Here is a 4,950-nt window from a genome sequence, read left to right as displayed (position 1 = left end):
TGCAATAAAAAAAGGAAGATCCAAGTATAAACATCACTTAGTTCTTCCTTTTACCCTCTATATACTACCTCGACATAATTAGAATGGTAGTTCTTCATCTGTAATCTCCGGTAGGTCATCCATACCATCAAAAATATCATCCGGCTCTTGGGATGGCTCTCTAGTTTCCTGCTCTTTTGGATCATCTAATACGTTCCAAATATTATCTTTTTTCATCTCTTTTCCTCTATCCTTCTTATTTTTCTGTTTCATAAACAAGTTCCTCGTAATCAAAAAGATAATCTTTCACCTTACGTAGAAATGTACGAAACTTCGGTTCAGCTACGATCTTTGTACCATGGTAAAAACTCTGTTGCCCGACAAAGCGCCATAAGATTACGTTGCCTTCTTTTGCTTCCTGTATGCCTTCAATAAATAAATCGATTTCTTGAGTGGCTTCTTTTTCATTAAGAGCATGTGGCTTGAAATATTGAAATTTACCGTCTGGTAATATAATTTCTGCTTCAAAACACCTTCTCATTTGATTTACTCTTGCTCTGGATTCAGATGACATTGCTGGTGCAGCATAAGATTTCTGATTTTTTTCCATTCGTGTTTTATGTTCCTCTACTGTTGGTACTAGTTGTAAGTGTCTACAATCTTTTTTCATTTTACTATCTCCTCTACTGTTTAATTTGTTATTTTATTGAATAATAAATAACCCCGCCTGCAAACTTGAAAACAACACAAAAAGGGCTTCTTCAAGTCGATTAATAATGTGCATAGCAAAATAAGCTATATATACACTAATCGGCTCAAAGAAGCCCTTTCACAAATGAAACAAGACGCAACTTGCTTCTACAACTCAACCACAACACAAAAAAAGGTGTGGGAATAAACGGAATCAAATAAACTAACAATATACCTATATATTACATAATTACATTGGAGATTTCAAGAAATATCAATTAAAATTAACGCATTATCCAAAAGAAGTCTCATTCCTCAAGCTTGTGACGGACGAAATTCCAAAGGTAAGTGAGGGTTGAATTTTGGTTAATGCGTAAACCTTTAATAAATTACTATCAAATATCTTACCTGTATTAATCCACGTACCTACTAGAGGTACGACAAGGTCTTGGCAAACCCTTTAGCGAAGACAAATTTCAATCCACACCTACATGAGGTGCGACAAAATCAACACGATGCCTTATCCCCATTGTATCTATTTCAATCCACGCACCCACATGAGGTGCGACCTCTATTTGTGTTCAATATCACACACAAATAGGTTAGTTCTATTCAATAGTATACAAATATTTCTATTTGATAAAGTAATTTGTACAAAAATCATAAATTATAAGAATTCCAGTTGCCAATGTACTAGAAATTTTATGTTTACTATACATTCGCAAAAAAATTAAAGGGCTTTCTAAACCAATTCATCCTTTTACACCAATATGTTCGAATTTATTTTCATCGCTATTACCTAACTGAAAAATAAAAATATATAGTTTCATAATAACCTCTATATTAAGTCATAATTTTCTAAATTCAATTGAATTATCCTTTTATAAAACAGCAAATCAATAATGCTAAGAATGAGATTTTACTTATGTGATTCTAGTTTTTCTATGAGGAGAAGACTGCTGTTCTTAGCTTATTCGCTTGCCTATTTAATATTATTGCAAAGGATATATTTTTCCAGAAAGCACAAATATTAAATAAAAAAAGCCATTTTAATATGAGGCCACTGAAAAACTTACGTTTTTCGGTTTATAAACCGGATGCAAAACAAGAAAGGCGACTTTTCATTCAATTTTGAATGAAAAGTCGCCTTTCCCTGTATTCTTTTTTACTTTGTTTCTTTTATTAAGGTTAGGATTCGTTTTAAATTGACAGCGAATATAGCCATTGCACCTTGCATTTGCATACCAATCAGACCCGAGGAAGATGCCACATCATACCCGTGTCTATGCTTAAGCTCACTATTTTCGCTTCAATTTTATAACGCTCTTTCCCCTTTTCTTTAAAATATGCCCTTTCTTGAAATGCTTGTTGTTCCTTATGTTCAGTGGATTTAATTGTCACAGAATATGTTTTACTTTTAGCGCCTTCTTTGTAACACCCACTTTTGAATGGACATACCTTGCATTTTTCAATATCAAAATAGTAGGTATGACTTTGATTATTGTTTGTTCCCTTTTTACCCGTACGTGCTCTACGAACGGCCATGTGTCCAGCTTTACAGACATACATACCCGCATCTTTATTAAACTCAAATTCATCTTCTTTTTTTACATAGTTTAAAACGGAACCTCTCTTGTTCTTGAAGTAAGGTTTTTCTATTTAGAACAGATATACCAAAAAATGTCCCATACAAAAGTATAGAACACTTCAAAACTTGCGTAATTTAAAACGCTAATTTATAATCATCATGTTTTTCAATAAAGTTTATAAATTCCTCATTGTTCATATCTGCCCTAGTATCTACTAAATTGCATGATTTCTGAGAATAATAAACATTTCTACCAATTATCTTACTGTCCCTCATAATTTGTAATAATGACTTTTTCTGTTCACTAGTTAATGTTGGATTCTTTTTCAAGGAATCCACTAGAATACAATTATATGATACAGGTCGCAGTTTTTCACAATATTCCTCATGACTAGTAACTTTGACAAGTTCCAATAATTCACCTTTTCTCATATTTGCTTTCCAAACATTGTAGACACCTTTTATCTCATTACTCAAAATAGAAATCTTATTTACTTTATCTTGTAACATCGCATGCGCATAAAGAAAAATAAATCGTTCGCCAGCATCTTTCAAGGACTGCGAATATGCTTTTACAATATCCTTACATGATTTTGCCTCTCTTAGTTCACTTTGAATAGCAATATTACTTATTGAATTTATAGCTATCTCTTTATACTGAAGGAAGGCTTCCTCCTTACTTCCATAACCCTCTGCAAAAATCTGATAATTATGCTCAACAGATTCAAGATAAATGGGAATATGTAGTTCACTCATTACCTGATAAAAGTCCAAATATTTCTCATCGACCCACTGTTGTCCAGGTAAATTCCTAATAGCCTCTTCCATTACCATTTCCGGTACTATAAATACTGTTCCTTTGTAACATGTCATTAACTCCTTGAAGGAACTTTGCTCTTCTCTTGCCAACTTCGCTAAATCTGATAGGACATTATTATCCAATATATAATAGTGTGTAATCCTATCATTTTTCCTACCTTCTTGTAAGTAAGGTTCTATTCCATTGCATTTTGAATCTTGGTTCGTCTCTGGTGTATTGGTTACTTGGTCCATTTATTTGTTCCTCCTTAAATTTCCATTCGAATAGCCTCCAGTTGTTTGAAATGCTGATTTGCTAGATTTTGAATACTTTCAAAATCTGATTCAAGCATATTTTCTTGAACGGATTCTGATTCAAGTAATTTATTTAATCCATCAATCTTAATTGCTTTTGTTGGTTCTAAAATTGAAAGGTCAAAATCTTGTGGTAAATTATTGCGGTAATCATGATCAATAATTCTCTCTGCATCTTCCATACTAATCAAGTTTTCTTGTGCTAATTTAATAACCATAGTTTTATAAGGCAATTCAAAAGCTGGAATTAACCTAATTACATTCTTCTCTAAAGAATCATTAACGTAATTTAACTTTATTTCTTGAAATAAAGTTTTTAATACATCATCATTTATTAACAACTCTGCAGCAAAAAGATTTGCTCTACGCTCATTTTCATTTAGGACTGGATTATTCACAAAAGTTACATCATCTGCATTTTTGATTCGATCCTTTTCAAATTCAAAATGATAGTATTCATGTGCCCAAACAAAATTCTCATATGTTTTTGGCTGTAAAGTATTTATGTTTATATAAAAAGAGCCATTTCGATATAACACCATTCCCCCATAAGATAAAGATTTGCTCGGGAAAAGTAGTACTTCTGTTTTCTGCATTAAATAATTACGTATACTTTCTATAGTTTTATATTTAAAATGAATTCCCTTTTCAATTGTACTTTCTACGTTTACCAATATTGAAGGAAGTATTTTTTGATTCTGTTCTATAACTTCCCTGATATTAGTGCTATTTATCATTCTTCTTCACATCCCTTTGTAGATAAAATTCAACGTTGTATATTCCAAAAATTTATAGGCTATATTTAATGTTAAGTATTAGATAAAAAAATATTATATATAATCATTTCTATTTAAATTATTATAAGGCTTCAATAGTTCAATCATTCTTATGAAATCGTCTAAAGTATCTAAAGTATCTTTGAATTCTGTTTCTTCGCCCTCAACGGCTACATAATTTGCAGCTGCAAAATTTCGTATATCAGATCTTTTTAATTTATCTTCCAATTTTAATGGTGGTTTAAATTCTGAATTATAGAAATAAAAATCATCTTTTATTCCAAACAATTCGTTTATTTTTTCTATTCCTTTTGTTAAATCGCCCTCTCCTTTTAATAGCTTATAAAAAGTAGCCTTTGGAATTCCACCTTTATCCATAACCCATTGATGAGTTCGTCCTGTCGCCTCTAAGTACATCCTAATATTTTCACCCACTATTTTTTTCATTTAATTCCCTCCTTATTACCCATTATACCACTAGTATCTAAAAAAGATACTAAATAGACGTAAAAAACTTAGAAATACCAATCTTTATTCGAAGAAAGAATAAATAGTATCTATTTTGTATACAACCCTATATTAACCACTCCAAAATTCTATAAATTATTATTTATAGAATCTCAGAAAAACTTAAGTATTTAATATGAGTGAAGCCGAATAGAGATACCTGAAAAAAGGGGCTGTCCCATAAGTCGGTGAAACCGACTTATGGGCAGCCCTTTTTTTGCACAAAAAAATCGCCTTGTCCTGTATAATTGTAAGTAACCACACCAACAAAAACACGAAAGCAGAGGCGATTTTTTT

Annotated in this window: 5 protein-coding genes and 1 pseudogene; all 6 read right to left on the bottom strand. The window is 31.6% G+C overall.

Annotated features, from left to right (window positions below; all coding sequences use genetic code 11):
* Positions 1-78 precede the first annotated feature (78 nt).
* The 6 genes and pseudogenes from CO726_RS32075 to CO726_RS30305 all read right to left on the bottom strand — a co-directional run bounded on the left by CO726_RS32075 (position 79) and on the right by CO726_RS30305 (position 4,593).
* The gene (locus tag CO726_RS32075; protein ID WP_169513116.1) at positions 79-252 is read right to left on the bottom strand and encodes a hypothetical protein; all 174 of its coding nucleotides are present in this window, start codon (positions 250-252) and stop codon (positions 79-81) included.
* Complete coding sequence (locus CO726_RS30325; protein WP_099686763.1) at positions 236-649, bottom strand: DUF6018 family natural product bioysynthesis protein; 414 nt, start codon at positions 647-649, stop codon at positions 236-238. Before CO726_RS30325 ends, CO726_RS32075 begins: the two co-directional genes overlap by 17 nt.
* Before the next feature lie 1,185 nt (positions 650-1,834).
* Positions 1,835-2,277, bottom strand: a pseudogene (locus CO726_RS30320) (transposase); the annotation flags it as partial.
* A gap of 115 nt (positions 2,278-2,392) precedes the next feature.
* Entirely contained in the window at positions 2,393-3,310 is a 918-nt protein-coding gene (locus CO726_RS30315) for a hypothetical protein (protein ID WP_099686762.1), read from the bottom strand.
* A 14-nt stretch (positions 3,311-3,324) separates the two neighbouring features.
* Positions 3,325-4,107: an ImmA/IrrE family metallo-endopeptidase gene (locus tag CO726_RS30310; protein WP_098420201.1), complete on the bottom strand. Its 783-nt coding sequence runs from the start codon at positions 4,105-4,107 to the stop codon at positions 3,325-3,327.
* A 93-nt stretch (positions 4,108-4,200) separates the two neighbouring features.
* Positions 4,201-4,593 carry a hypothetical protein gene (locus CO726_RS30305; RefSeq protein WP_098377798.1) on the bottom strand — a complete coding sequence of 131 codons (393 nt, stop codon included), beginning with the start codon at positions 4,591-4,593 and terminating at the stop codon, positions 4,201-4,203.
* Positions 4,594-4,950: the final 357 nt, after the last annotated feature.

This window comes from Bacillus fungorum, assembly GCF_002746455.1.
In the GTDB taxonomy this organism is placed as follows: domain Bacteria; phylum Bacillota; class Bacilli; order Bacillales; family Bacillaceae_G; genus Bacillus_A; species Bacillus_A fungorum.
Note: the sequence above shows the minus strand (reverse complement) of the source record. Positions and strands in the feature narration are given on the sequence as shown.

Bases quoted from the DNA above. Each gene is read 5' to 3' on its own strand.
- CO726_RS32075 (WP_169513116.1), bottom strand. From the start codon at position 252: ATGAAACAGAAAAATAAGAAGGATAGAGGAAAAGAGATGAAAAAAGAT.
- CO726_RS30325 (WP_099686763.1), bottom strand. From the start codon at position 649: ATGAAAAAAGATTGTAGACACTTACAACTAGTACCAACAGTAGAGGAA.
- CO726_RS30315 (WP_099686762.1), bottom strand. From the start codon at position 3,310: ATGGACCAAGTAACCAATACACCAGAGACGAACCAAGATTCAAAATGC.
- CO726_RS30310 (WP_098420201.1), bottom strand. From the start codon at position 4,107: ATGATAAATAGCACTAATATCAGGGAAGTTATAGAACAGAATCAAAAA.
- CO726_RS30305 (WP_098377798.1), bottom strand. From the start codon at position 4,593: ATGAAAAAAATAGTGGGTGAAAATATTAGGATGTACTTAGAGGCGACA.